At 73.4% G+C, this 21,167-nt stretch carries 18 protein-coding genes and 2 pseudogenes; 15 read left to right on the plus strand and 5 right to left on the minus strand.

Going from position 1 to position 21,167, the window contains the following annotated elements; translation table 11 throughout:
* The 3 genes and pseudogenes from ABZ861_RS29200 to ABZ861_RS29210 form a co-directional block, all read left to right on the plus strand.
* Positions 1 to 156, plus strand: a pseudogene (locus tag ABZ861_RS29200) (4-hydroxy-3-methylbut-2-en-1-yl diphosphate synthase); the annotation flags it as partial.
* A gap of 237 nt (positions 157 to 393) precedes the next feature.
* Positions 394 to 528 carry a hypothetical protein gene (locus ABZ861_RS29205; protein WP_361636391.1) on the plus strand — a complete coding sequence of 45 codons (135 nt, stop codon included), beginning with the start codon at positions 394 to 396 and terminating at the stop codon, positions 526 to 528.
* Positions 525 to 1,907, plus strand: a complete 1,383-nt coding sequence (locus ABZ861_RS29210) for an aspartate aminotransferase family protein (RefSeq protein ID WP_361636273.1) — start codon at positions 525 to 527, stop codon at positions 1,905 to 1,907. Before ABZ861_RS29205 ends, ABZ861_RS29210 begins: the two co-directional genes overlap by 4 nt.
* 70 nt (positions 1,908 to 1,977) lie before the next feature.
* On the opposite strand, the gene ABZ861_RS29215 is transcribed toward ABZ861_RS29210, so the two are convergent.
* A complete protein-coding gene (locus ABZ861_RS29215) occupies positions 1,978 to 2,775 on the minus strand; it encodes a tyrosine-protein phosphatase (protein ID WP_361636276.1) in 798 nt (265 codons plus the stop codon).
* 342 nt (positions 2,776 to 3,117) lie between these two features.
* Between ABZ861_RS29215 and ABZ861_RS29220 the strand changes: the two genes are divergently transcribed.
* Together ABZ861_RS29220 and ABZ861_RS29225 are read left to right on the plus strand one after the other, a co-directional pair.
* Entirely contained in the window at positions 3,118 to 3,903 is a 786-nt protein-coding gene (locus tag ABZ861_RS29220; protein ID WP_361636384.1) for an SGNH/GDSL hydrolase family protein, read from the plus strand.
* 280 nt (positions 3,904 to 4,183) lie between these two features.
* Entirely contained in the window at positions 4,184 to 5,422 is a 1,239-nt protein-coding gene (locus ABZ861_RS29225) for an MBL fold metallo-hydrolase (RefSeq protein ID WP_361636279.1), read from the plus strand.
* 71 nt (positions 5,423 to 5,493) lie between these two features.
* Here the strand turns inward: ABZ861_RS29225 and ABZ861_RS29230 are convergent, their stop codons facing one another.
* From ABZ861_RS29230 to ABZ861_RS29245, 4 genes are all read right to left on the minus strand, one after another.
* The gene (locus ABZ861_RS29230) at positions 5,494 to 7,026 is read right to left on the minus strand and encodes an MFS transporter (RefSeq protein ID WP_361636386.1); all 1,533 of its coding nucleotides are present in this window, start codon (positions 7,024 to 7,026) and stop codon (positions 5,494 to 5,496) included.
* Positions 7,027 to 7,213: 187 nt separating this feature from the next.
* The gene (locus ABZ861_RS29235) at positions 7,214 to 7,384 is read right to left on the minus strand and encodes a hypothetical protein (protein ID WP_361636282.1); all 171 of its coding nucleotides are present in this window, start codon (positions 7,382 to 7,384) and stop codon (positions 7,214 to 7,216) included.
* A gap of 24 nt (positions 7,385 to 7,408) precedes the next feature.
* Positions 7,409 to 7,765 (minus strand): PRC-barrel domain-containing protein, encoded by a 357-nt coding sequence (locus ABZ861_RS29240; RefSeq protein ID WP_361636285.1) that lies wholly within the window; start codon positions 7,763 to 7,765, stop codon positions 7,409 to 7,411.
* Positions 7,766 to 7,971: 206 nt separating this feature from the next.
* Positions 7,972 to 9,177 carry a chitinase gene (locus tag ABZ861_RS29245; RefSeq protein ID WP_361636288.1) on the minus strand — a complete coding sequence of 402 codons (1,206 nt, stop codon included), beginning with the start codon at positions 9,175 to 9,177 and terminating at the stop codon, positions 7,972 to 7,974.
* A 505-nt stretch (positions 9,178 to 9,682) separates the two neighbouring features.
* On the opposite strand from ABZ861_RS29245, the pseudogene ABZ861_RS29250 reads away from it, so the two are divergent.
* The 10 genes and pseudogenes from ABZ861_RS29250 (at position 9,683) to ABZ861_RS29295 (ending at position 20,926) form a co-directional block, all read left to right on the plus strand.
* Positions 9,683 to 12,091, plus strand: a pseudogene (locus ABZ861_RS29250) (ATP-binding protein).
* Between the two features lie 77 nt (positions 12,092 to 12,168).
* The gene (locus ABZ861_RS29255) at positions 12,169 to 12,603 is read left to right on the plus strand and encodes a roadblock/LC7 domain-containing protein (RefSeq protein ID WP_361636291.1); all 435 of its coding nucleotides are present in this window, start codon (positions 12,169 to 12,171) and stop codon (positions 12,601 to 12,603) included.
* Positions 12,600 to 12,977, plus strand: coding sequence for a DUF742 domain-containing protein (locus ABZ861_RS29260; RefSeq protein ID WP_361636294.1), 378 nt, complete (start codon positions 12,600 to 12,602; stop codon positions 12,975 to 12,977). The genes ABZ861_RS29255 and ABZ861_RS29260 overlap by 4 nt, the downstream gene beginning before the upstream one ends.
* Positions 12,955 to 13,590: an ATP/GTP-binding protein gene (locus tag ABZ861_RS29265; protein WP_361636296.1), complete on the plus strand. Its 636-nt coding sequence runs from the start codon at positions 12,955 to 12,957 to the stop codon at positions 13,588 to 13,590. Before ABZ861_RS29260 ends, ABZ861_RS29265 begins: the two co-directional genes overlap by 23 nt.
* The gene (locus tag ABZ861_RS29270) at positions 13,587 to 14,294 is read left to right on the plus strand and encodes a GAF domain-containing protein (RefSeq protein ID WP_361636298.1); all 708 of its coding nucleotides are present in this window, start codon (positions 13,587 to 13,589) and stop codon (positions 14,292 to 14,294) included. Before ABZ861_RS29265 ends, ABZ861_RS29270 begins: the two co-directional genes overlap by 4 nt.
* 253 nt (positions 14,295 to 14,547) lie before the next feature.
* Positions 14,548 to 15,576, plus strand: coding sequence for an L-threonine 3-dehydrogenase (gene tdh, locus ABZ861_RS29275; protein WP_361636301.1), 1,029 nt, complete (start codon positions 14,548 to 14,550; stop codon positions 15,574 to 15,576).
* A 121-nt stretch (positions 15,577 to 15,697) separates the two neighbouring features.
* Positions 15,698 to 16,897: a glycine C-acetyltransferase gene (locus ABZ861_RS29280; protein WP_361636304.1), complete on the plus strand. Its 1,200-nt coding sequence runs from the start codon at positions 15,698 to 15,700 to the stop codon at positions 16,895 to 16,897.
* An 80-nt stretch (positions 16,898 to 16,977) separates the two neighbouring features.
* Complete coding sequence (locus tag ABZ861_RS29285; RefSeq protein WP_361636307.1) at positions 16,978 to 17,880, plus strand: LysR family transcriptional regulator; 903 nt, start codon at positions 16,978 to 16,980, stop codon at positions 17,878 to 17,880.
* Positions 17,881 to 18,323: 443 nt separating this feature from the next.
* The gene (locus tag ABZ861_RS29290; protein WP_361636309.1) at positions 18,324 to 19,691 is read left to right on the plus strand and encodes a hypothetical protein; all 1,368 of its coding nucleotides are present in this window, start codon (positions 18,324 to 18,326) and stop codon (positions 19,689 to 19,691) included.
* A gap of 170 nt (positions 19,692 to 19,861) precedes the next feature.
* Positions 19,862 to 20,926, plus strand: a complete 1,065-nt coding sequence (locus ABZ861_RS29295) for a LacI family DNA-binding transcriptional regulator (protein ID WP_361636312.1) — start codon at positions 19,862 to 19,864, stop codon at positions 20,924 to 20,926.
* Positions 20,927 to 21,167 lie beyond the last annotated feature (241 nt).

Below are 21,167 nucleotides of genomic sequence, written 5' to 3' on the forward strand. Positions count from 1 at the left end.
GGCAAGGGGCAGATCTTCGTGAAGGGCGAGGTGATCAAGACGGTGCCCGAGTCGAAGATCGTGGAGACCCTGATCGAGGAGGCGATGAAGCTCGCGGAGAGGATGGAGGCCGAGGGCGTGGCCTCCGGCGAGCCGGAGGTCTCGGTCGCGGGCTGAACCCCCGCCCACGCCGCATCGCCCGCGCTTTGCCGCCCCCCTGCCCCGGCCGCCCCCCCTGCCCCCGCCGCACCGCTCCGCGGGCCTCCCCTCCCCGGGGCGGCCTGCGGCCCTCCGTGCTTCCCGGCCTCGCGGCCACGCCGAGGCGCCGCCGCCGTCCGAACGGGGCGAGTACAGTGCGGAGATCAGCGCAGACCCCGGCGTGAGGCCCCGTAGCGCGTCGACATAGACCACCTCTTGACACAGACCACCTCGCGGGTGCTCGCCCCGAGCGACCTGGACGCCGCGCTCGCCGTCCTCGACCGCGAGCCGGTCGCCGCGGCGGACGGCGCCGCCGCGCACGTGACGGCACTCAAGGAGGAGACCGGATGACCCCGGAGTTCGATCTCGGCGCCCTGCTGGCCGAGCGCGGCGCCGAGCGCTACGAGCTGCACGCCAGGTACCTGAACCACCAACTGCCGCGCATGCTGCACACGATCGGCTTCGACAAGGTCTACGAGCGGGCCGAGGGCGCGCACTTCTGGGACGCCGACGGCAACGACTACCTGGACATGCTCTCCGGGTTCGGCGTGATGGGCCTCGGGCGGCACCACCCGGTCGTCCGCAAGGCCCTGCACGACGTGCTGGACGCCCAGCTCGCCGACCTGACCCGCTTCGACTGCCAGCCGCTGCCCGGCCTGCTGGCGGAGCGGCTGCTGGCCCACAGCCCGCACCTGGACCGGGTGTTCTTCGGCAACAGCGGCACCGAGGCGGTGGAGACCGCGCTGAAGTTCGCCCGCCGGGCCACCGGCAGACCGCGCGTCCTGTACTGCGCGCACTCCTTCCACGGGCTGACCGCCGCCTCGCTCTCCGTGAACGGCGAGGACGGCTTCCGGGACGGCTTCGGCCCGCTGCTGCCCGACACCGCCGTGCCGCTCGGTGATCTCGACGCGCTGGAGAGGGAGTTGAAGAAGGGCGACGTGGCCGCCCTGATCGTCGAACCGATCCAGGGCAAGGGCGTGCACGAGGCGCCGCCCGGCTATCTGCGCGCCGCGCAGGAACTGCTGCGCCGGCACAAGGCGCTGCTCATCGCCGACGAGGTGCAGACCGGCCTCGGCCGCACCGGCGACTTCTACGCCTACCAGCACGAGGACGGCGTGGAACCGGACCTGGTGTGCGTGGCCAAGGCCCTGTCCGGCGGGTATGTGCCGGTCGGCGCGACCCTCGGCAAGGACTGGATCTTCAAGAAGGTCTACTCCTCCATCGACCGGGTGCTGGTCCACTCGGCGAGCTTCGGCGCCAACGCCCAGGCCATGGCGGCGGGCCTGGCCGTGCTGTCGGTGATGGAGAACGACCAGATCGTCGCCAACGCACGCGCCATGGGCGAGTCGCTGAAGTCCCGGCTGACCGCGCTGGTCGACCGCTACGAACTGCTGGCCGACGTCCGCGGCCGGGGCCTGATGCTCGGCATCGAGTTCGGCCGCCCCGCGTCGCTCAAGCTGCGCGGCCGCTGGACCATGCTCCAGGCGGCCCGCAAGGGCCTGTTCGCGCAGATGGTGGTCGTCCCCCTGCTCCAGCGCCACCGCATCCTCACCCAGGTCTCCGGCGACCGGCTGGAGGTCATCAAACTGATCCCGCCGCTGGTCGTCGGCGAGCAGGACGTGGACCGGTTCGTGGACGCCTTCACCGCGGTGATGGACGACGCCCACGGCGGCGGTCTGATGTGGGACTTCGGCAAGACCCTGGTGAAGCAGGCGGTCGCCAACCGCTGAGGGCGGACGGGGAGATGACGACCGTTCCAGTGCTGTGGCCCGCCGACCCGGGCCGTCGGACTGGGGCGGATCAGTCCAGCAGGCGGGCCCGCAGCCGCTCGCGGCGCTCCGGGCCGAACCGCAGTCCTCGTTCCAGATAGGCGTCGACGCCGCCCCACGTCTCCTCGATGGTCTCCAGGGCCGCCGCCAGATACTCGGCGCGGGCGTCGAAGAGGGGGCTGAGCAGTTCCATGACCTCGGGCGAGTAGGCCGAGGACGAGGCGCCGCTGCGGTGCACCTTGTAACGGCGGTGCTTGGCGTTGGACTTCAGGTAGTCCGCGAGGATCGCGTCCCGCTCCACGCCGAGGGCGAGCAGGGTCACGGCGATCGACAGACCGGCGCGGTCCTTCCCCGCGGCGCAGTGCATCAGGGCCGGGACGCTGTCCTCGGCGAGCGCGTGCAGCACCTGGGAGTGCTCGGCGGTGCGCTTCGTGACGATGGTGCGGTACGAGGCGATCATCCGGTCGGCGCCCTTGCCGCCGTCCAGGATCGACCGCAGTTGGTCGAGGTCGCCGTCGCGGACCATCTTCCAGAACTCCGCGCCGTCCGCCGGATCGCTCAGCGGGAGGTTCACGTTGCGCACGCCGGGCAGCTCGACGTCCGGCCCCTCCAGCTTCCGGTCCGCCGCGTTGCGGAAGTCGAAGACGGTGTGCAGGCCCAGCGAGGCGAGGAACGCCGCGTCCTCCTCGGTGGCGTGCGCCAGGTGCCCGCTGCGGAACAGCACCCCGTCCCGTACCCGCCGCCCGTCCACCGTCGGCAGCCCGCCCACGTCGCGGAAGTTGCGCACGGCGGCCAGCTCGGGTTCGGTGGACGGGACCTGCTGCGTCACGGGGGGCTCCTCCTGGCTCGTGCCCGCCTTCACGGTTCGTCGGCGGGCGCGGCTTCGACGATACGACATGGTCGCCGGGCCGGCCGCGACCGCCGATCCGCCCCCGCTCACCAGGCGACGCCGCCCGCCCGGGAGCGGCGGACACGGCGCCGCGCGGACGGCGAGCGCGGCCGCGCCCGCGGGGCCGATCTCGGGCGTGTCGCCGCGTATTCCCAGGTGGGAGCGGGAACCGACGTGGTCTATCTCACCGTCCGTCAACCCTTGCCTACGGTCGCGTAGGTCACATTCGAAGGTGAATCATGGGCCGACGTGGCAGACGATTCGAAGAGTGACAGCACATCAGTGATCGGGTCGTACGCGGCGGTGGGGGACAGCTTCACCGAGGGCGTCGGAGACCCCGGACCCGACGGCTCGTTCGTCGGCTGGGCCGATCGGTTCGCGGTCCTGCTCGCCGACCGGCGGCCCGTAGACGAGTTCCGGTACACCAACCTCGCGGTACGCGGGAAGCTGCTGGAGCAGATCATCGAGGACCAGGTTCCGAGGGCCGCCGAACTCGCCCCCGACCTCGTCTCGTTCTCCGCGGGCGGCAACGACATCCTCCGTCCCGGCACCGACCCGGACGACGTGGCCGAGCGGTTCGAGGAGGCGGTCGCCCGACTCACCGGGGCGGCCGGGGCGGTCCTGATCACCACCGGGTTCGACACCCGCGGCGTGCCCGTGCTCAAGCACCTGCGCGGCAAGATCGCCACCTATAACGGGCACGTGCGGGCCGTCGCCGACCGCTACGGCTGCGCGGTGCTCGACCTGTGGTCCCTGAAGACCATCCAGGACCGCCGGGCCTGGGACCACGACCGGCTGCACCTCTCGCCCGAGGGGCACACCCGTGTCGCGCTGCGCGCCGGGCAGGTCATGGGCTTCGACGTCCCGGCCGACCCGGAGCAGCCCTGGCCTCCGCTGCCGCCCCGGGGCGCCCTGGACACACGCCGCGACGACGTGCAGTGGGCGCGCGAGTACCTGGTCCCGTGGATCGGCCGCCGACTGCGCGGGGAGTCCTCCGGGGACCATGTGACGGCCAAGGGCGCGCTCTCCCCGGCCGACATCAAGACGTGGATCGCCTCGGTGGCCTGACGGGGCGGTCGCCGCCGGAGCGCGGTGGGCGCCGCGAGCAGGGCGCGCGGCAGCGGGAGACGGGGGCGCTTCCACGGAGGCGCCCCGTTCCGCTGCCCGGCGCCGCGGCTGCTCGGCGGCCTCTGCTTCTCTGCGTCCTCTGTGTCTTCGGCGTCCCCGGAGTCTTCGGCGCTTTCGGCGTAGCGGCGTAGCGGCGTCTCCCGGCAGGCGACAGCCGGCCGCCTGACTGTCGGCGCCGCCCTCCATAATGGAGATCTGACTGATTCCAGCAGGAGGTATCGTGGCCGGCTTCCGTTCTCTCAGCTCCGGGCTCCGCGCGTTGCAGCCCGCGGCCTTCGGCGCCGACCCCGACGGAGCGCGCCTGGAGCGCATCCGCCGCTCGCCCCACTTCAAGGACGGCGTCTTCCAGAATCCGGGAGGAACCGCGTCGACGCGGCCCTCCGCCTCGACGATAGACCTCGCCAAGCTGTACTTCGACAAGGACGCGCGTCCGCGCCGCTCCCCGCAGGGCGACATCCCGGTGCACGCCACCACATACGCCGACCTGGCCAAACCCCCGGCCACCGGTCTGCGCCTGACCTGGCTGGGCCACGCCAGTGTGCTCGCCGAGATCGACGGGCGCCGGGTGCTCTTCGACCCCGTCTGGGGCGAGCGCTGCTCCCCCTTCCCCTTCGCCGGTCCCCGGCGCCTGCACCCGGCGCCGCTGCCGCTGGAGGCCCTGGGCGAGGTCGACGTGGTCGTCATCTCGCACGACCACTACGACCACCTCGACATGCCCACGATCAAGGCGCTGGCGGGCACGGACACCGTCTTCGCGGCGCCGCTCGGCGTCGGCGCGCACCTGGAGCACTGGGGCGTCTCCGCGGACCGCCTGCGCGAGCTGGACTGGCACGAGGAGACCAGGGTCGCCGGGCTCACGCTCACCGCGACCCCGGCGCGTCACTTCTGCGGCCGCGGGCTGCGCAACGCCCAGCACACCCTGTGGGCCTCCTGGGTCGTGCGAAGCGAGGAACACCGCGTCTTCCACAGCGGCGACACCGGCTACTTCGACGGGTTCAAGGACATCGGCGCCGCTCACGGCCCGTTCGACGCCACGATGATCCAGATCGGCGCGTACTCGGCGTACTGGCCTGAAAACCACACGGACACGGAGCCGCTGCCGGGGGCCTGGCCGGACATCCACATGTCACCGGCGCAGGGCGTGCAGGCCCACCTCGACCTGCAAGGAGGCGTGCCGCACGGCGTGCTGCTGCCGATCCACTGGGGGACGTTCACTCTGGCGTTCCACGCCTGGGCGGAGCCGGGGGAGTGGACCCGGGACGCGGCGGAGGAGATCGGGCAGTCCGTCGCCTGCCCCCGGCCCGGCGAGCCCTTCGAGCCGGCCGGCCGGATCCCTACGGACCCCTGGTGGCGCGCCGTCTCCCACCCGATCGCCCACCCCTGGCGCCGCCCGCGGTCGGCGATGGCCGCGACCGCCGAGGACCGGAGCGACGACCTCGACTTCGCGGGCGACGTGTAGGCGGGGCGCCGGTTCCGTCAGCGCGCGCGGACGGGCGCCGGGCGGATCCGCTGCCCGGCGCCCGTCCGGACTCACGCCGCCTTCTGGCCCTGCGTGGTGTGCAGGAGCGCTTCGGTGGTGGAGATCAGCTCGCGCTGCTCCTCCTGCGAGCCGACCATCGGCTGGGAGCCGTGCAGCGGGACCTGGGCGCTCTCCGGCAGGAACTTCACGGTCACCAGACCGATGACGCCCGCCAGGATCAGGTAGTACGCGGGCATCAGGTCGTCGCCGGTGGCGTTCACGAGGGCGGCGGTGACCAGCGGGGTGGTGCCGCCGAAGGCGGCCACGGCGAAGTTGAACCCGATGCCCATCGCGGCGTACCGGATGGCGGTCGGGAAGAGCGCGGGCAGCGTGGCGGCGCTCGGCGCGGCGAAGCAGGCCAGCAGCGTGGACAGGATCAGCACGCCGAGGACCGGCGGCCAGGTGCCCTGCATCTTGATCAGCAGGAAGGCGGGGACGGCCAGGACGATCATCGCCGCCGCCGCGACGCCGTAGACCGGCCGTCGGCCGATCCGGTCGCTGAGGCGGCCGATGAAGGTGATGAGCAGCACGATCCACACCATGCCCACCAGTACCAGGACGTCGGCGGAGCCGCTGGAGCGGTGCAGGGTCTCCGTCTGGTACGTGGGCAGGTAGCCGGTCACCATGTAGTTGGTGACGTTGTAGAGCAGCACGAGGCCCATGCACAGGAGCAGAGCCGGCCAGTGCCCCTTGACGATGGTCTTGAACTCGCTGCCCGCCGACTTCTGCGCGAGGCTCTTCTCGTGCTCGTCCAGTTGCTGCTGGAAGGCCGGCGACTCCTCCAGCTTCATCCGCATGTACAGGCCGATCGCGCCCAGCGGACCGGCGACGAGGAACGGGATGCGCCAGCCCCACGCGAGCATCTGCGCGTCGGAGAGGCCGAAGTTCAGCAGGGTGACCAGGGCCGACCCCAGGGCGTAGCCGACGAAGGTGCCGAAGTCCAGCCAGCTCGACAGGAAGCCGCGGCGCCGGTCGGGGGAGTACTCGGCGACGAACGTGGTGGCGCCGCCGTACTCGCCGCCGGTGGAGAAGCCCTGGACCATGCGGGCGAGCAGCAGCAGGACGGGCGCGGCGATGCCGATGGTGGCGTAGCTGGGTATCAGGCCGATGGCGAACGTGCCGACGGCCATCATGATCATGGTGGTCGCGAGCACCTTCTGACGGCCCACGCGGTCGCCCAGCGGCCCGAACACCAGACCGCCCAGCGGGCGCACCACGAACGCGGCGGCGAAGGTGGCGAACGACGAGATCACCTGGGCGCCCGGCGAGGCGCCCGGGAAGAACACCTTGCCGAGGGTGGCGGCGAGGTAGCTGTAGACGCCGAAGTCGAACCACTCCATGCAGTTGCCGAGGGCGGAGGCGCCGACCGCCCGCCTGAGCAGCGGCGGCTCGACGACCTGGACGTCCTCCGGGCGCAGGGCGCGCTCGGTGCGACGCAGCCGGTGGGTCAGCTCCTCGCGCACCTGCCGCGGCAGAGCTGCGACGTTCGCCCCCCGCCGTCCCGCGCTCGAAGGACCGGCTTCGCCCTCTGGGGTCACATCCACTGCCACGCCACCTGCTTATTCGTTCGTTTTCATGCGTTCCCTACGATTCTCTTCTTCGTGGGGGAGGATCGGAATCCAGCACGTGACGAGCCTGATGCCCCGCTCAGGGAAATTCACTCCTGCAATTTTGTGAAGCGGGGCGGAGGCAAGGGCGGGAACGTGATCGGCGGGGCGGCGGTGCGCCGGGTCAGCGCACCCGGCGGTCGCGTACGACGCGGCGGACCCGCACGGCCCCGAGCACCAGGTCGATGGCCAGCACGACCACCCCGATGATCAGCAGGTAGAACAGACCGTGGACGGCGACCCCGATGAGCCCGAGGGCGATCGCCACGATGATCAGCAACAGGAACAGAGTCATCTGTCCTCCCGGCGGTGATCCGCCTCAGCGGCGGGCGAGCCGTCGCTCGCCCGCGGCGCCGGGGGTGTACGCCATCTCGTAGTGCGCGAAGACGGCCGGTTCGTCGGTGGCGGGCAGCACGCCGTCCGTGTCGATCGACGGCGCCTGCTTCACCGCCCTCTTGGTCTGGGCTACCTTCAGGTACCCGGGCCCGACGGTGGCGCCGACGAGCGGCACGAACACCAGTCGGCGCCGGGTGGGCAACCCCATGGTGACCGTGGCGAAGAAGGGCTCGTCGGTCATCGTGTCGACGTAGACGGACTCCAGGGTGCCGAGCTTGCTGCCGTCCGCATCGACGACGTCGCGTCCGCGCCATTCACGGATGTCGCCGGCCTCGAACATCACTGACCTCCTGGTGAAAGGGCTCCGGAACTCATCTCCCGTGTTCCCCGGATGACGCACTTCACCGTGCCGTGCGCGACCGCGCGCCGCGGCAGCGCGCCGCGACCGCCCCGGCGCCTGTCGGGGCGGCGAGGGAGACGACGCGAGCGGCCCGGCGCCCGCCCGAGGGGACGGGGGCCGGGCCGCTCGCGGGAGCGCGGCACCGGTCAGCAGCGGCCGAGGTCCTGCCAGACGCCCCACTCGCCGGTCGTGCCGGGCTGCTCGCCCGTCGTCCACCACTTGGCCTGCCAGGTGCGGCCCTTCCAGGAGACCTGCCGGCCGCCGGTGTAGACCGCCGCCTTGGACCAGGGGGCGGCCGGGCACGGGTGGCCGGCGCCCCTGGTGAACGGCGCGAACACGTGCGTGAAGTCCCAGGTGTTCTGCTGGAGACCGGAGCAGTGGTCCGCCGCCGCGCCGCCCGGACAGCCGCCGTTGTCCCGCTGGAGCGCCCAGAAGGACAGCGTGCCGATGCCCCGTGAGACGGCCCAGTCGTAGACCGCGGAGGCGTCGGCCAGGCTGAAGGTCTCGGCCGGACCGAAGTCGTCCACGCCGATCATCTCGGTGACGCCGATCATGTGCCACACCTGCGCGGCGGTCTTGCCGGGGTAGAGCTGGGCGAGCGTGTCGTGCAGGCCCTGGGCGGCGGTCTGGGTGTCCTTCGCCATGTCGTGGGCCTGGTTGTCGTAGTAGTCGAACGTCATGATGTTCACGACGTCGACCCGGGCGCCGTTGCTCACGGCGTTGCGCAGCAGGGCCAGGCCGGTGTCCCCGAGGCCGTGCGTGGTCGTCGGCAGCGTGTAGGAGAACCGCACCGTGCGCCCCTTGGCCGCCGCCCAGTCCTGGACCAGCTTGATGGCCTTGTTGCGCCGGTCGATGCCCGCGGTGTCGTTCAGCGCGTCGACCTCGACGTCCATGTCGAGCCGCGAGACGCCGTAGACGCTGACGACCTTCTCGTACGCGGCGGCGATCTGCCGGACGTCGGTGCAACTGTCCGCGATCTCGGTGCCGGTGCTGTCGGCCGCGTAGCCGCCGAAGGACGGGATGACGTCGCCGCCGTCGCGCTGGATCTTCTTGATGTCGCCGCCGAAGGAGGAGGCGGCGACCGGGGTGGCGGTGTTCCCGTTCCAGTACGGGGTGCAGGAGCCCTTGGACGCCGTCTGGAGGAACGCCATCGTCAGGTGTTCGGCGCCCGACTGGGCGGCCAGGGCGGCGGGGCTGTCGCCGGTCCAGGACTCGAAGTAGGGGGCGAAGACGTGGGCCGGCAGCGGCGCCGCCGCCTGGGCCGCGCCCGCGCCCGAGAGGGCGAGGCCCACGGCGGACGCGGTGGTGACGGCCGCGGTCAGCGCGGCGCGGAAGGAACGCAGGAGTCTCATGTCCGTCCGGTGTGAGGAGTCGGGTGGGGCAGTTCCCTTACGCAGGAGAGGTGTTGGCGTGTGGTGATGCGTATGGGATAGCGCCCGCACACCGGGTGGGTCAATGGTCTGAACCATAGGGGGACTAGACCAATAGGGGAGGCGGGGGGTGACCGTCGTCCTCTGCCTGGGCTGAGTCGGCGGAGCGGGGCTGGACCACCGGGACGGTCCCGTGGGCGCGGTCGGTCGCCCGTGCGCGGGGTGGCCGGCGGCGCTCACGCCGGGTCAACCCCGCGGGCGACCCGTCCTTATCGGTTCTGTGTGCGAGCCCTCATACCAGAGCGGGATGATCCCCGGGCGATTTCGCCGACTGCCGCCGAGCGGGACGCACCCGTGACTACCGTGAGTCGCCGTCGGGCCACTCAACGCCGCTTCCCGCGGTCCGGGCTGCCCGGCACAGCGATGGCGCACGCCCGCTCGCGCCCCGCGCGAGCCCACACGCCCGACGGACCAGTACGAGGATCAGATGTCTCACCTCCGCGCACCGGTCGCCCGCGCAGACCGCCGTGAGGGCGGTCGGCACGGGCGGCCGGTCGCCCGCACCGCCGCCCCCTCGCTGCCCGACTCCGGACTGCGGCCCCAGTTGATGCGCCTGGCGCTGCTGCCGCCGACCGCGGTCGCCCTCGGCGCCGGCGCCGCCGTGCTCTTCACGGTGCGCTCCACCGGCGCCCGCCCCAGCGTCGCCCTGTGGGCCGTGCTCGCCGGGGCGCTGGCGGTGACGGCCGCGGGCATCGCGGCCGCGGCCGTCGCCGCGGGGCGCGCGACCCGCTCCGTGCACGAACGCCTCGACGACCTGCGCCGCACCACCGCACGCCGCGGAGCCGACCTCGCCGCCCTCGTCGAGACGCTGCGCCAGGGCGGAGCGCCGCCGCGGCGCCAGCCGCCCGGCGAAGCGCCGGGGGACGCCGACGCGTTCGAACTGCTCGCCGCCGACCTGGCCCGCACCCACGACGGCGCGGTCGGCGCCGTGGTCCGGGCCGCCCGGCTCTCCAGCCGCACGGGCAGCGAACAGAAGCTCGAAGTCTTCGTCAATCTCGCCCGGCGGCTGCAATCCCTGGTGCACCGCGAGATCTCCCTCCTGGACGAGCTGGAGAACGAGATCGAGGACCCCGACCTGCTCAAGGGCCTCTTCCACCTCGACCACCTCGCCACCCGGATCCGCCGGCATGCCGAGAACCTGGCCGTCCTCGGCGGCGCCGTCTCCCGCCGCCAGTGGAGTCACCCCGTCCCCCTCACGGAGGTGCTCCGCTCCGCCATCGCCGAGGTCGAGCAGTACGCGCGGGTCAAGCTCGTCCCCCCGGTCGACGGCCGCCTGCGCGGCCACGCCGTCGCCGACGTCATCCACCTGCTCGCCGAACTCGTCGAGAACGCGACCCTGTTCTCCGCCCCGAACACCCAAGTGCTGCTGCGGACGGGCCTCGTCACCGCCGGGCTCGCCGTGGAGGTCGAGGACCGCGGTCTCGGCATGCCGGTCGGCGAGCAGGCCGCGATGAACTCCCTGCTCACCCACCCCGACCAGGTCAACGTCGCCAACCTGCTCGCGGACGGCCGGATCGGTCTGTACGTGGTCTCCCAACTCGCCCGGCGACACGGCATCACCGTCCGCCTCCAGAGCAACATCTACGGCGGAGTGCAGGCCGTCCTCGTCGTCCCGCAGGCGCTGCTCGGCATGGAGGCGGGCACGGAGGCGGCCACGGGGGCGACCGCGCAGGCGGGCCCGGCGCTCCTCCCGGCCGACCGCGGCGCCCTGGACGCACACGCGGCGGACGGCGCCGACCCCGGTGCCGGTGATCCGAGCGGGCCGCCGGCGATCAGCGCGCCGGCCGTCAGCCATCCGATGCCAGCGGGCACGAACCCCAGCGGTGTGCCCGTACCCACCGGTCCGGTCCTGCCCGATGAGTTCACGCCCACCGGTTCAGAGCGGCCCCGCGAGTTCGCGCCCACCGGCACGCACCGGGCGGCCAGCGGCGTGCCCGCGCACCGCGCGCCGGAGCCCGATGCGCCCGAGCATCGCCTGCCCGCGCACCGCGCGCCGGAGCCCAATGCGCCCGAGCATCGCCTGCCGGAGCACCGGATGCCCGAGCCTGAAGCGCGCGAGCGTCGTCTGCCAGCGCACCGCCTGCCCGAGCCTGCCGCGCCCGTGCACCACATGCTTGAGCACGACGAGCCCGTGCACCACATGCTTGAGCACGACCAGCCCGTGCACCACATGCCTGAGCACGACGAGCCCGCGCACCGCCTGCCTGAGCACGACGCGCCCGCCGCCGCCCCCGAGCCGCCGTCCGCCTTGGCGGCCCTGTCGGCCTCCTACACCCCGACTGCCCTTCCTTCGCCGCCGCCCTCTCCGTCCGACGCGCCCGAGCAGCCGTTCACCCCGTCAGGGCCGCCCACCGCGGCGGGCGGGACCGTCGCCGGGCAGTCGGCGGCGGACGTAGGCGGCCCCGCCCCGCTGCCCCGGCGCAGCGACCGCCGGGAGCGGGCGAATCCGGCCGACGCCCTGCCGGGCATCAGCCCCGAGGACCGGGCCGCCGTCGCCGCGCACGCCGGCGTCGTCCCCGCGCCGCGCGTCGCCACGGCGCCCGACGGCCAGAGCAGGCCGCGGCTCCCCCGGCGGCAGGCGCAGCAGCACCTCGTGCCCCAACTGCGCGACGGGCCTGCGCCCCGCCAGGACGGCGCGGACGTCGCCGGGCACGACCCCGGACTGATGGCCGCCTTCCGGCGCGGCGCCGGGCTCGCCGAGACCCAGCAGCGCCGGGAACCGCACCTGCCGGACGCCGATCCGCCGCCGGAGTCTCCGGAAAGTACGCCCTCGCCCCTGCCCGCACCGGCGCCCGGCGCCGCCGTCCCACGGCATCGGAGCGCCCCGCCCGGATGACCGCCGCCGCAGCCGTACCCAGCGCCCCCGCGGATCCCCGTACCGCGAGGACTAGTACCCCAAGGAGTCGATCCACCATGGCGAGCGATGCGCCGACCGGCCGTGCTTCCGACCTCGACTGGCTGATGGGCGGCCTCGTGCAGCGCGTGCCGCACACCACCAGCGCGGTCCTGCTGTCCTGCGACGGACTGGTCAGGTCCGTCCACGGACTGGACCCCGACAGCGCCGACCACATGGCCGCACTGGCCTCCGGGCTGTACTCCCTCGGCCGCAGCGCCGGGATCCGCTTCGGCGACGGCGGCGACGTACGGCAGGTGGTCGTCGAACTCGACTCGACGCTGCTGTTCGTCACGACCGCGGGCTCCGGCACCTGCCTGGCCGTGCTGGCCGGGCGCGAGGCCGACGCGGCGGTGCTGGGCTACGAGATGGCGATGCTGGTCAAGAGCGTCCGCCCCTACCTCGCGACCGCACCCCGGCAGCACGCCTCCGCCCCGCGGGCGCCGCGGTCTTGAACGCGGCGGCGACCGGCGACGGACCCTGGCTGGACGACGCGGCCGGACGGCTGGTGCGCCCCTTCACGATCAGCGGCGGCCGCACCCGGCCGAGCATCGCGCTGGACCTGCTGTCGCAGGTCATGGCGACCGGGGCGGCGCCGCTGGGATATCTCGGCCCCGAGCACGGCCAGGCGCTCCGGCTGTGCCTCGCCCCGGTCTCGGTGGCCGAGGTCGCCGCGCAGCTCAGGCTGCCGGCGGCGGTGGCGAAGGTGCTGCTGTCCGACCTCGTCGACGTCGGGGCGCTGACCGCCAGACCCCCCGTGCACTACGACCGCCCCACCGACCGGGCTCTTCTGGAGGCAGTGCTCGATGGACTACGACGACATCTCTGACCACGGCGCCCGGCGCCGCCCCGGCGACGCCGACCCGTTCCCCACCGCGCTGAAGGTGCTGGTGGCCGGCGGATTCGGGGTGGGCAAGACGACCCTCGTCGGGGCCGTCAGCGAGATCGCGCCGCTCAGCACCGAGGAGTTGCTCACCGCGGCCGGCGAGGCCGCCGACCGTCTCGACGGCGTGGAGAACAAGGTCGAGACGACGGTGGCGATGGACTTCGGGCGCATCACCCTGGATGCGCAGCACGTGCTGTACCTGTTCGGCACGCCCGGACAGGAGCGGTTCTGGTTCATGTGGGACGAGCTGTCGGCGGGCGCCCTGGGCGCGGTGATCCTCGCCGACACCCGCCGCCTGGAGGAGTGCTTCGCCGCCGTCGACTTCTTCGAGCAGCGCGGTCTGGCCTTCATCGTCGCCGTCAACGAGTTCGACGGCGCCCACCGCTACCGCGCCGACGAGGTGCGCGCCGCCCTCGACCTCGACGACGCCGTCCCCGTGGTGCGCTGCGACGCCCGGATCTCCAGCTCGGGCATCCAGACCCTGCTGACCCTCGTACGGCACCTCATCGCCCACGCCCCCGTGGCCGCCGCCCCCGGCGCCGGAGCCCGGCCATGAGCTACGACCCGCCGCGTCCGGCCGGTCGCCTGCTGCTCACCCCGGAGGACAGGGAGGCGCCCGCCCGTCTCGCGCGGCTGCGCCGACTGGGCCTGGGGGAGCGGCCCGAGCCCGTCCTCGACGCGTTCGCCGACCGGCTCGCCGCGCGCACCCAGGCGCCGTACGCGATGGTCAACCTCCCTGACGGGAAGGGGCAGTTCTTCGCCGGACTGCACCGCCCCGAACGGGACGTCCTGAACGTGGACAGCGCCAGGCCGCCCGGTCCCGGCAGACCCGCCGGACCACCCGGATCGTCCCGACCCGCCGGACCCTCCCGTCCCGGAGAGGGCTCCGGGGCCGCCGCGCCCGCGGGGGCCGCCGGGTTGGCGGGGTCCGCCGACCCAGACGGGGTCTGGCGGGAAGTGGGCCGGCGTCTGGCGCGCGACCACGGCTTCTGCCCCCATGTGATGGCCCGGCGCAAGGCGCTGGCGCTTGAGGACGTGGGCGACTACCCGCGGTTCGCGGGCAACCCGGTGGTCGACGAGTTCGGCATCCGCTCCTACCTCGGCGCCCCGCTCATCGACGGCGCCGGGACAGTGCTGGGCACGGTGTGCGTCGTCGACGTCGCGCCGCGCCCGTGGGGCAGGCCGGGCCTGGACGCCATCAAGGCGGCGGCGGCCGAACTCGTCGGCTTGATCGAGGGGTGGGCGCCGCCGGCGGCTTAGCGGTGGGCGGGCGACGCGCGGGGACCGGCGGCCCAAAGGCGGCATCCGGCAGCCGAGCGGTGAGGTCGATGCGGGCGCGGCGCCAGGGACGCGCGGTGTGAAGCAAAGCTGCGGCCGCGCTTAAGAAATCCTCGATGGACCCACGCGCCGTCGTAGGGCAGATTGCTGAGCGATCCCACCGTGTTTCCCGGGCTGGGGCCCTCCGGCGCGCCCGAAGGCCGGACCCGGGGCCTGATCCACAGGAGCCGTACCGTTGAAGGCGCTGGTCAAGCAGAAGGCGGAGCCCGGACTGTGGCTCGCGGACGTGCCCGAGCCCGCCGTCGGGCCCGGTGACGTACTGATCAAGGTCCTGCGGACCGGCATCTGCGGCACGGACCTGCACATCCGCTCCTGGGACGGCTGGGCGCGGCAGGCGATCAGCACCCCGCTCGTGATCGGGCACGAATTCGTCGGCGAGGTGGTCGAGACCGGCCGGGACGTCACCGACATCGCGATCGGCGACCGGGTCAGCGGCGAAGGACACCTGGTGTGCGGCAAGTGCCGCAACTGCCAGGCCGGCCGCCGCCACCTGTGCCGGGCCACGATCGGCCTGGGCGTGGGCCGCGACGGCGCCTTCGCCGAGTACGTCGCCCTGCCCGCCGCGAACGTCTGGGTGCACCGGGTCCCCGTCGACCTCGACGTGGCCGCGATCTTCGACCCGTTCGGCAACGCCGTGCACACCGCGCTGTCCTTCCCGCTGGTCGGCGAGGACGTCCTGATCACCGGCGCCGGGCCGATCGGCCTGATGGCCGCCGCCGTCGCCCGGCACGCCGGCGCCCGCAACGTCGTCATCACCGACGTGAGCGAGGAGCGCCTGGAACTGGCCCGCAAGATCGGCGTGAGCCTCGCGCTGAACGTCTCCGAGGCCGCGATCGTGGACGGTCAGCGCGCGCTCGGCCTGCGCGAGGGCTTCGACATCGGCCTGGAGATGTCCGGCCGCCCCGAGGCGATGCGCGACATGATCGCCAACATGACGCACGGCGGCCGGATCGCGATGCTGGGCCTGCCCGCGGAGGAGTTCCCGGTCGACTGGGCGCGGATCGTCACCTCGATGATCACCGTCAAGGGCATCTACGGCCGCGAGATGTTCGAGACCTGGTACGCCATGTCGGTGCTGCTCGAAGGCGGCCTGGACCTCGCCCCGGTGATCACCGGCCGCTACCGCTACGACGACTTCGAGGCGGCCTTCGCCGACGCCGCGAGCGGCCGCAGCGGCAAGATCATCCTGGACTGGACGGCGTAACCGCGCACGCCGTGCGCACGACGTGCACCCCGTACACCGTGCGCACGGCGCACCGCCTAGCCCGCACCACCGCTCGACCGGCGCACCCGCCGCCGCCGGAAGCATGCTGAGGAGCCTTCCCATGTTCGACTCCGTGCGCGACGACCTGCGCGCCACCCTCGACGAGATCCGCGCCGCCGGGCTGCACAAGCCCGAACGCGTCATCGGCAGCCCGCAGTCCGCGACCGTCGAGGTCACCGCGGGCGGCCGACCCGGCGAGGTGCTCAACTTCTGCGCCAACAACTACCTCGGCCTGGCCGACCACCCCGAGGTCGTCGCCGCCGCCCACCAGGCGCTGGACCGCTGGGGCTACGGCATGGCCTCCGTGCGCTTCATCTGCGGCACCCAGGAGGTGCACAAGGAGCTGGAGGCCCGGCTGTCGGCGTTCCTCGGCCAGGAGGACACGATCCTGTTCTCCTCCTGCTTCGACGCCAACGGCGGTGTCTTCGAGACGCTGCTCGGCGCCGAGGACGCGGTCGTCTCCGACGCCTTGAACCACGCCTCCATCATCGACGGCATCCGCCTGTCCAAGGCCCGCCGCTTCCGCTACGCCAACCGCGACATGGCGGACCTGGAGCAGCGGCTGAAGGAGGCGCGCGAGGGCGGGGCCCGCCGCACGCTGATCGTCACCGACGGCGTGTTCTCGATGGACGGCTACGTCGCCCCGCTGCGCGAGATCTGCGACCTCGCCGACCGCTACGGCGCCATGGTCATGGTCGACGACTCGCACGCCGTCGGCTTCGTCGGCGCCCACGGCCGGGGCACCCCCGAGCTGCACGGCGTGATGGACCGCGTGGACATCATCACCGGCACCCTCGGCAAGGCCCTCGGCGGCGCCTCCGGCGGTTACGTCGCCGCCCGCGCCGAGATCGTCGCCCTGCTGCGCCAGCGCTCCCGGCCCTACCTGTTCTCCAACACGCTCGCCCCGGTGATCGCGGCTGCCTCCCTGAAGGTCCTCGACCTGCTGGAGTCGGCGGACGACCTACGGGTGCGGCTGGCCGAGAACACCGCGCTGTTCCGCGGCCGGATGACCGAGCACGGCTTCGACGTGCTCCCCGGGGACCACGCCATCGCTCCGGTGATGATCGGCGACGCGGGGAAGGCCGGGCGGATGGCCGAGCTGCTGCTGGAGCGGGGCGTGTACGTGATCGGCTTCTCGTACCCGGTCGTGCCGCAGGGCCAGGCCCGCATCCGCGTCCAGCTCTCCGCCGCGCACTCCGCCGAGGACGTCCACCGCGCCGTGGACGCCTTCGTCGCGGCCCGCGCGGAGCTGGAGGGCTGAAACGGCGCCCGTCCTGAGCGCGGGGGCGCCGGGCGGCGGGCTGGTCTCGCACGTCCGGCACTCCTGAGATAATCGATCTCGTGATCGAAGCGCGACGGCTGCACATCCTCCGGGCGGTGGCCGAACACCGGACGGTGACGGCCGCCGCCGCCGCGCTGTACCTGACCCCGTCCGCGGTGTCGCAGCAGCTCACGGCGCTGGAGCAGGAGACCGGCCACCGGCTGGTGGAGCGCGGCGCCAAGGGCGTGCGGCTGACCGCCGCCGGGGAGATCCTGCTCCGTCACACCCACGCCGTCCTCGCCCAGCTCGAACGGGCGGAGGCCGAGCTGGCGGCGTACGGCTCGGGCGCGGCCGGGACGGTCACCGTCGCCTCGTTCGCCACCGGCATCGCCGAGGTGGTGGCGCCCGCGGTGTCCCGGCTGGCCGCGACGGCGCCCGGCATCCGCATCCGGGTCCAGGACGCCGAGGGCGACGCGAGCCTGCCCATGGTGCTGGACCGGCTGGTGGACGCGGCGGTCGCCGTGGAGTACCGCGGGGCGCCGCCCGCGGACGACCCGCGTCTGACCCACGTCCCGCTGTACGCCGAGCCGTTCGACGCGGTGGTCCCGGTCGCCCACCGGACGGCCGAGGACGCCGAGGTGCCGCTCGCCGAGCTGGCCAAGGACCCGTGGATCAGCCCGTACCCGGGCAACCCCTGCCACGACGTGGCGGTTCTGGCCTGCGAGAACGCCGGCTTCCAGCCGCGCATCGAGCACTCCTCCGACGACTTCCGGGCGGTCGTGGCCCTCGCCTCGGCCGGCGCCGGCGTGGCGCTCGTGCCGCGCTCCGCGCTGCGCGGCATGGACCTCGCGGGCGTGGCCGTGCGCCCTGTCGACGGGGTGGCGCCCACCCGCCGGGTCTTCGCGGCGGTCCGCCGGGGAGCGGAGGGCCACCCCCTGATCCGCCCGGTCCTCACCGCGCTCTGCGAGGCGGCGCGGTCCTGAGCGACCGGCCGGAGACACAGCCCTCTCACGGGTGAGCGCTGGGGAAACCGGCCGTCTCCTCTCTGGCGCCTTCCGGCCGCGACCGTCTTTCTCAGCGCCCGTTTCTGTCATCAGCAGCGCCCGTTCTGTCACCGACGGCACCCCTTCCGTCACCAGCAGCGCCTGCTCCGTCACCGGCCGCCGGGACGGTCGCCGCGCCGCGGCCGCCTGAGCGCGTCGTCGGCGCCCTGTGAAGGGACGGGGCGGTGAGGTTTCGGTTGCACCTGGTCTGCCTGCGCACTCTTGCGAAACTTACGCGATCGATTGACGCGGGATGTGCGGGCGCCGACGATGCCGGGCGACCCCTCGGCCGACCGCGCCGGACGGCTTCCCCCGTGCTCGGCCGCCGCGCTCCGGGTGAGCCAGCCGCTCACCTCCCCCTCGTCGCCCCCCAGGAGCAGGACATGCCCCCCACCTCCACCCCCTCGCCTCCCGCCTCCGGCAGAGCGTCGGCGGTCGCGGCAGTCGCCACGCTGCTGTGTCTGCTCGCCGCGCTGACCGCGTTCGCACCGGCGGCCCACGCCAACGCCCCGGCCGCTCACGCCCACGCTCCGACCGCCCACGCCCACGCCCCGGCGGCCCACGCCAACGCTCAGGCCGCCCACGCCGACGCCGCGGCCGGCCGGGCCCTGCTCGTCGGGCAGAGCAACACCGGCGCCTTCAACGACCTCACCGCGTCGACCGGCGCCGATCCGCAGGGCGGCTCGATCTACTACAGCGTGCGCGACGGCGACTTCTCCGGAGCGTGCGGGAGCCGCTGCGAGACCGACTACGCCTCGTTCCTGGCCGCGCGCGGCAAGCAGATCGAGGTCGGCGTGAGCTGGAAGGACGACCCGCCCGGCTGGGACGGCGACAACGCCGACAAGCAGGCCGCCGCGCAGCGGGCCACCGCGGCGATCGCCGCGGGGACCTACGACGCCCAGTTCAACGCGCTGTCCTCCTTCATCGCGGCCCACCCCTCCTCTGCCTTCCTGGTGCGCGTCGACTACGAGGTCAGCTCCGCGTTCTTCTGCGCCGGCGGAACCGACTGCTCGACGTACAAGAACGCCTTCCGGCACGTGGCGCAGCTCGTGCGCGGGCGCAGCGGGGCGGGCAGCCGGGCGCAGTTCGTGTACCACCCGGTGAGGGGCGAGTTCGACAAGCTCTACCCCGGTGACGACGTGACCGACTGGGTGGGCGTCAGCGTCTTCAACCAGGACCTGTGCCAGCCGTACCGGCAGAACGGCGTCACCTACTGGAACGGCGCCGAGGACACCTCCGCGCGCACCTGCTCCGGGTACTACGACGACTACGTCAACGGCAACGTCAACGCGATCCCGCACGGCTACCCGGTCGACCTCAACATCCTGCGGATGATGTGGTGGGCCCAGGCGCACCGCAAGCCGATGCTCGTGGCGGAGTCCGGGATCCAGCGCATGTCGGACGGCCTGGCCGGCGACGGCACCCAGTCCGACGCGGACGCCAGGACGTTCATGCAGCGGCTGCGCACCCTGGTCACCTACCGCGGCCCGCTGCCCAACGGGCAGATCGACGGCGGCCAGACCCGTTTCGTCGGCACCGGCTACGACCTGTCGCAGGTGATCCGCGCGGTGACGTACATCAACGTGGACTGGCGCTACGGCTTCGACGGGCAGACGTCGCCCAGCGCGCCCATCGCGCTGCCGCCCAGCAGCGGCTGGTACGTCAACTCGCTGATCAGCCGCTATCCAGGGGCCCGTTCCGAGTTCTGCGGCATGCTCGGCTCGGCGGGGTTCGCCACCGCCTGCCACTGATCCGCGGTCGCCGACCGCGGCGGGCGGTCGGGAGCCGGGCGGCCGGGGCGGGCGGGCGCGCCCGCCCCGGCGCGCCGTCCTCCCAACCGTCCACACCGTCCCGACCGCCCGCACCCTCCCCACCGCCCGCACCCTCCGGGCCCCGGCCCGGCCGGAGCACGGAGAAGCCTATGCATCCGCAGGACAGACCCCAGGTCACCCTTCGTGTCATCGCCGACGAGGCCGGTGTGTCGCTGGCGACCGTGTCGAAGGTCATGAACGGCCGCCCCGGGGTCTCGCCGTCCACCCGTCGGCGGGTGGCGCAAGTGGTGGAGCGTCACCGGGACTCCCGTCGTCCGTCGCACCGGCGACCGGGCCTGCTCGTGGACGTCCTGCTGAACGAGGTGGACAGCCTGTGGGCCGCGCAGATCATCGCCGGCGTGGACCAGGTGTTCCAGTCCAGCGCGACCACCCTGGCGCTGTCCGCGCTGCACGGGAACTCCGCCTACGCGGCCACCTGGCTCGACCGGCTGGAGACCCGGCCCTGCGACGGCGTGGTCCTGGCCGTGTGCGAACTCAGCCCCCGCCAGCACCTGCGTCTGGCCTCCCGGGGGCTGCCGGTCGTCGCGCTCGACCCGGTGGGCGGCGTGGAGATCGGCGTTCCGACCGTGGGCGCCACGAACTGGGCGGGCGCCGTCGCCGCCACCGAGCATCTGATCGCCCAGGGACATCGCAGGATCGCGCATCTCGCCGGTCCGACGACCATCGCCTCCAGCCAGGCGCGCGCCGCCGCGTTCCGCACCGTCATGGCGCATGCCGGACTCCCGGTGCCCCCCGGGTGGCTGCGCTTCGGCGCCTTCGACGACGCCTCGGGACACCGCGAGACGCTGGCGCTCCTCGACGAGAGCGCGGCCGCCGGACTGCCCCGGCCCAGTGCGGTGTTCGCGGCCAGCGACCGGCAGGCCATGGGCGTCTACGCGGCGCTGCACTCCCGCGGGCTGCGCGTCCCGCACGACATCAGCGTCGTCGGCTTCGACGACCTGCCGCTGACCCCGCTGTCCCAGCCGCCGCTCACCACGGTGCGTCAGCCGGTGCGGGAGATGGCCGCCCTCGCGGCCCGCACCCTCCTGCGCCTGATCGACGGCGAGGCGATCGAACCGCCCCGCGTCGAACTCGCCACCCGTCTCGTCGTGCGCGGCAGCACCGCCGCCCCGGCGCCGACGCGACCGACGCGGGCGGGCGCTTCGGCGAGATGATCGACGCGAGCGAACGCGTCGGCGAGGTGACCGGGCCGCCGGGAGAGCCGCCTTCGTCGGCGCCGACGCCCGGATACGGCCTGCTCGTCTGAGCGCCTTACCGGCGACGCGATCGCCGCCCCTCGCCTCGGTGCGCGCCTTTTCCGTCCCTCGCCTGCGGAGAATCCGCGAGCGATTTCCTCCCGCCCATGAGGCGGCGTCGCCCTTTCGCGCGGCGCTCAGCGACGAAATCACCCGGAAA

Origin of the sequence: Streptomyces sp. NPDC046985, assembly GCF_040644415.1 — a bacterium.
Classification (GTDB): Bacteria; Actinomycetota; Actinomycetes; order Streptomycetales; family Streptomycetaceae; genus Streptomyces.

Coding starts and splice junctions, on each gene's coding strand:
- ABZ861_RS29235 (WP_361636282.1), bottom strand. CDS start 7,384: ATGACTCTGTTCCTGTTGCTGATCATCGTGGCGATCGCCCTCGGGCTC.
- ABZ861_RS29295 (WP_361636312.1), top strand. CDS start 19,862: ATGCATCCGCAGGACAGACCCCAGGTCACCCTTCGTGTCATCGCCGAC.
- ABZ861_RS29265 (WP_361636296.1), top strand. CDS start 12,955: ATGGACTACGACGACATCTCTGACCACGGCGCCCGGCGCCGCCCCGGC.
- ABZ861_RS29290 (WP_361636309.1), top strand. CDS start 18,324: ATGCCCCCCACCTCCACCCCCTCGCCTCCCGCCTCCGGCAGAGCGTCG.
- ABZ861_RS29280 (WP_361636304.1), top strand. CDS start 15,698: ATGTTCGACTCCGTGCGCGACGACCTGCGCGCCACCCTCGACGAGATC.
- ABZ861_RS29240 (WP_361636285.1), bottom strand. CDS start 7,765: ATGTTCGAGGCCGGCGACATCCGTGAATGGCGCGGACGCGACGTCGTC.
- ABZ861_RS29270 (WP_361636298.1), top strand. CDS start 13,587: ATGAGCTACGACCCGCCGCGTCCGGCCGGTCGCCTGCTGCTCACCCCG.
- ABZ861_RS29255 (WP_361636291.1), top strand. CDS start 12,169: ATGGCGAGCGATGCGCCGACCGGCCGTGCTTCCGACCTCGACTGGCTG.
- ABZ861_RS29245 (WP_361636288.1), bottom strand. CDS start 9,177: ATGAGACTCCTGCGTTCCTTCCGCGCCGCGCTGACCGCGGCCGTCACC.
- ABZ861_RS29210 (WP_361636273.1), top strand. CDS start 525: ATGACCCCGGAGTTCGATCTCGGCGCCCTGCTGGCCGAGCGCGGCGCC.